The organism is Xanthomarina gelatinilytica (genome assembly GCF_000348685.1).
GTDB lineage: Bacteria > Bacteroidota > Bacteroidia > Flavobacteriales > Flavobacteriaceae > Xanthomarina > Xanthomarina gelatinilytica.
Genome location: NZ_ANLA01000027.1, coordinates 1 through 4,530, shown reverse-complemented (window position 1 = coordinate 4,530; position 4,530 = coordinate 1). Strand labels below are relative to the sequence as shown.

4 protein-coding genes are annotated in these 4,530 nt (G+C 33.5%); all 4 read right to left on the bottom strand.

The genetic code is table 11. The features are described 5' to 3' along the window. Positions 1-124: 124 nt before the first annotated feature. From D778_RS13525 to D778_RS13510, 4 genes are read right to left on the bottom strand one after another with little or no spacing between them, the layout of a single operon-like run. A complete protein-coding gene (locus D778_RS13525) occupies positions 125-364 on the bottom strand; it encodes a DUF6095 family protein (RefSeq protein ID WP_040492619.1) in 240 nt (79 codons plus the stop codon). After that, positions 354-1,172 (bottom strand): N-acetylmuramic acid 6-phosphate etherase, encoded by an 819-nt coding sequence (gene murQ / locus D778_RS13520; protein WP_007651683.1) that lies wholly within the window; start codon positions 1,170-1,172, stop codon positions 354-356. The genes D778_RS13525 and murQ overlap by 11 nt, the downstream gene beginning before the upstream one ends. A gap of 58 nt (positions 1,173-1,230) precedes the next feature. Continuing rightward, positions 1,231-2,049, bottom strand: coding sequence for a DUF4249 domain-containing protein (locus D778_RS13515; protein WP_007651681.1), 819 nt, complete (start codon positions 2,047-2,049; stop codon positions 1,231-1,233). 4 nt (positions 2,050-2,053) lie between these two features. Beyond that, on the bottom strand, positions 2,054-4,429 hold the full coding sequence (locus D778_RS13510) for a TonB-dependent receptor (RefSeq protein ID WP_040492616.1): 2,376 nt from the start codon (positions 4,427-4,429) through the stop codon (positions 2,054-2,056). Positions 4,430-4,530 lie beyond the last annotated feature (101 nt).

Genomic DNA, 4,530 nt, shown 5'->3' with positions numbered 1-4,530 from the left:
CTTTTTTAGGATCCCGGTTCATTTTTTGGACCGGGATTTTTTTTTGCCGCGGCACTGCCCATCATGCCGCAACTTGAAAATGGCCATATGACAGGGCGCTTGAAGTTAGGTAAAACCTTTTGTTTTATGAAGAAGATTGTTGAAACATACTGTCCATAATAGTTCTCAAGCCAATAAAGGCTAAATAAACTGCTAAACCACAAATCAACAAAGACAGAATTAAAAGTGGGATATATAGTGCTTTTTCTTGATTGCTGAATGCTATATAAATTAAGGTAGGGCCCAAAAACATACAAATTAGTGAGAGCCCCATTTTTTTCAATCCCTTTACAAGAATAAGTTTATTTGTTCTTTTAGTTTCCATTTTTATAATTTTTTATGGCTTCGCGAACGTTTTTGTAAGTATTTAAAAGTTGTTTCGCTTCATTTTCTGAAACTTGCAGTTCTGTCATAATCATTTTTGTGCCTCTTTCAAACAATTTGTTATTGCTTAGTTGCATATCTACCATTTTATTGTCTTTTATATGGCCTAGCTTAATCATGGTTGCGGTGCTTATCATATTTAGCACTAACTTTTGAGCTGTTCCGGCTTTCATTCTAGAGCTACCAGTAACAAATTCTGGACCTACAATGACTTCGATTGGAAATTTTGCCGTTATTGATAGTGGACTGTTTTTGTTACAAGTAATACAACCTGTAATAATATTATTATCATTACAAGTTTCCAAAGCATGGATGACGTAAGGAGTGGTGCCAGAAGCAGCTATGCCAACAACGACGTCTTTATTTGAAATATGGTGCTTTTTTAGATCTTTCCAACCTTGTGTTTTGGAATCTTCAGCAAATTCAACAGCTTTTCTAATGGCTGCATCTCCACCTGCTATTAATCCGATGACCAAATCGTGAGATACACCAAAAGTAGGTGGACATTCCGAAGCATCTAAAATACCCAATCTGCCACTTGTACCAGCTCCAATATAAAATAGTCGACCTCCATTTTTTAGTTTATCAACAATTTGGCTGATGAGGGTTTCAATTTGTGGTAAAGCCTTTTCTACAGCTAATGGAACTGTTCTGTCTTCTTTATTTATATTGATAATGAGCTCTGAGATTGTCATCTTTTCCAGATGGTTGTAATTGGACTCCAGCTCTGTTATTTTTGTAAATTCCATAATGTTAAAATTACAGTTTTTTTAAAGTCTTCAAAAGTTAATTCTCTTGTTTCTTGGTTTATGGTTCAACAATATAATTTACTTGTGAAACTTCTGATAACCTAAAATAACCTAAGGGATAGTTATCAGGATTTGTAATATTCATGCAATTCCCTCGAACGGTAGCTGGTTGCGTTTCAAAAGGGCCACCACTTTCACCTGTTTGTTGCAATAAAATATACATAAACTCATAAAAACGCTTGGAGACACCATGATTCCTAATTATAACTTCGTCTCCTGGGTTTAGATCCTCTTCAACATAAAAGCCAAAAATTTGATTTCCATTAACAAATTCATCTTTAAAGGTGTCTAATGTTGGAATAATAGGTATGTTAGGGATAAATTCAAAAAAATAATAATTTTCTTCATCTACAGGATCTGTAAAATAAGCTTTAATCTCTGTGTCTTCCCCTGTAAATCCTCCTTCTAGATTTTGCTCAACAAAATCGATTTCCGGAACCCCCAAAAGAGTTTCTGTGGCTATATAGGTTTCATTTTGATAAACAATGTTTAGATTATAAATACCATTGATTTCTGGTATAAAACTATCATTGTAATAGAGCCCTGTGTTATCTTCTTCTATAAATTGAAAGACATTTCCATTTTCGTCTGAAACAGTGACTTGGGCATTATTTGCTGGAGGAACCCCATCGTTAAAATAAGGTGCCGTTAGGGTTAACTTGATCACCTGTTCATTTCCGGTGGTTCCTTTAAACCAGTTTAAGGACGCATCTATAACCAACCTAGGTTCTGATGTTGGAACATCAACATCTATTACATCTTCACAAGAAAGAAAACTAATTAAAGAAACCACTAATATTAAAAATCTTCGCTTCATTTTGTTAAAATTTGAAGTTATAAGAAATGGAAGGCACAATACCAAAAATAGCTAATCTTACAGCTTCGTTTACACCAGTTTCACTATTTTGCTGAAATGAAATTGAGGCAGCATTCCGTCTGTTATACACATTGTAAATCCCAAAAACCCATTCGCTTTGCCAACCTTTAATTTTTTCAGGTTTTGGAACATAGGTTGCAGATATATCCAGTCTATTATAATTAGGCAGTCTATATTCGTTTCTTAGCCCATAATTAGGGATATTGAGCCCATTGTATTCGTATTGCGCATTAGGATAGGTTACTGGTTGTCCTGTTTGAAATAAAAAATTAGCATTAAAGCTCCATTTTTCAGTTAAATTATAACTTGCTGTTATTGATATATCATGGGTTTTATCGTAAGGGGTTTTGTACCATTCTCCATTATTGATTCCTGGTTCATTGGATGTTCTTCCCGGTGTTCTTTGTTCAGAATTGGCTAGGGTATAGGCAAACCAACCTTTAAAACGACCTAGGTTTTTTCTAAAAAGCACTTCTAGGCCATACGCTTTAGCTTCTCCATTTAAAATAATTTGCTCGATGGCATTGTTTGCAATTAAATCTGCACCATCTATATAATCAATTCTGTTTTTAACTTTTTTGTAAAAAGTTTCTATTTCCAAAGAATAAGTGTTGTCTTTAAAATTTTTAAAATACCCCAAGGCAACCTGATCTAAAATTTGAGGTTTTACATATTTTCCACTTGGGGTCCATATATCCAATGGAGTAGGTGAGCTGGTATTGGATAACAAATGTAAATACTGGCTCATTCTATTATAACTGGCTTTAATGGAGGAGCTGCCGTTTAATTCGTATGCTAAAGCCAATCTGGGTTCAAAATTCCCAAAGGACTCTATAACATCGCTACGTTTAAATTTTTCGGTTCCTGTAGGATCGGCCTTTTCATATATTTGTAAATCTTCATTAAAAATTACAGCTTGATCATTTGCGTAGGTATTTAATTCATCTTGTCCTAAACGTAAAAAGGAACTGTATCTTAAACCATAAGATACCATGAACCTATTGGATATTTGCTGTTCAACATCAATATAAAGGGCGTTTTCCAATGCATACTTATCTATCAGTTTTTCTGCATTGATACCGGAATCTGGTGTGGAAGGTTCAATTTCTCCTGGATTGAATTTATGATAAATACTGTTTAAACCATATTGCAATTTTATGTTGTTGCTTATATAATGTTTTAAATCGTATTTAAGGTTAAAGTTTCTAATTCCAGAATTCCAGTTAAATTCTATAAATCCTAGATCCAAACCATAATAATAATCGGAATAGATTAAAGACAGGTTAGAAAACAGTTTGTCTGAGAACAAATGGTTCCATCTAAAATTTAAGATGGAATTGCCATAGGTATTTTTAAAACTATCGGTTATACTAAACACATCCCTACCAAAATATCCAGATAGGTACACATTGTTGTTTTGATTTAACCTATAACTTATTTTAGTGTTTAAATCGTAAAAATAAGCTTTGTTTTCTATGTCGAACAAAGGTAGAAATAGATGTGCATAAGTTGCTCTACCTCCCAATAAAAAAGAACCTTTTCCCTTGTTTAGAGGGCCTTCTGCCAAAAGCCTGCTGGATATCAAACCAATACCACCATTAACATGAAACTTATTGCTATTCCCTTCTTTTTGATAAATATCCAGAACAGAGGAAACACGTCCTCCATATCTGGCAGGAATACCACCTTTATATAATTTTAAATCTTTAATGGCATCTGGATTGAAAACCGAAAAGAAACCGAATAGGTGAGAGGAATTGTAAATGGTTGCTTCATCCAAAAGTATTAAATTTTGATCTGCAGCTCCACCACGTACATTAAATCCGGAAGACCCTTCTCCTGCATTTGTAACACCAGGAAGCAAGGTTATGGCTTTAATAACATCAGCTTCACCAAAAACAACAGGTATTTGTTTTATGGTGTTTGAAGTTAAAGAATTGATGCTCATTTGTGGTTTTCTAATATTTAGTTTTTCCACATTTTCTTTAATAACAACTTCGTTTAAGCTTTCTATGGCTTCAGATAAACTGAAATTTTTGTTTAAATTTTCTTCCAGGAAAATAGTTTCTGATATATCGCTATATCCAAGATAACTAATAACCAATTGATAGGTTCCCTTAGGAATGGTTATGGAATAAAAACCGTATTCGTTTGTGGTTGCTCCTGTTTGCAATTCTGGGAACAAAATATTTACTCCAATTAGTGTTTCATTGCTTTCAGCATCGGAAACCACACCACTTAAAGTGACTTTATCTTGAGAAAAAACATCATGGGATTTCAATCCGATAATTATAAATAACCAGAGTATTCTTGTAGTCATTAATGTAGCAATTTTTACTAAAGTTATAAAAAAAGCTCCTAGAAGGAGCTTTAATTAACATAATATTATTTTAATTAATGGATTGCAAAATGGTATTAAAC

What these genes read in the sequence shown, in the direction of transcription:
- D778_RS13525 (WP_040492619.1), bottom strand. Translation starts at nt 364, where the DNA reads ATGGAAACTAAAAGAACAAATAAACTTATTCTTGTAAAGGGATTGAAA.
- murQ (WP_007651683.1), bottom strand. Translation starts at nt 1,172, where the DNA reads ATGGAATTTACAAAAATAACAGAGCTGGAGTCCAATTACAACCATCTG.
- D778_RS13515 (WP_007651681.1), bottom strand. Translation starts at nt 2,049, where the DNA reads ATGAAGCGAAGATTTTTAATATTAGTGGTTTCTTTAATTAGTTTTCTT.
- D778_RS13510 (WP_040492616.1), bottom strand. Translation starts at nt 4,429, where the DNA reads ATGACTACAAGAATACTCTGGTTATTTATAATTATCGGATTGAAATCC.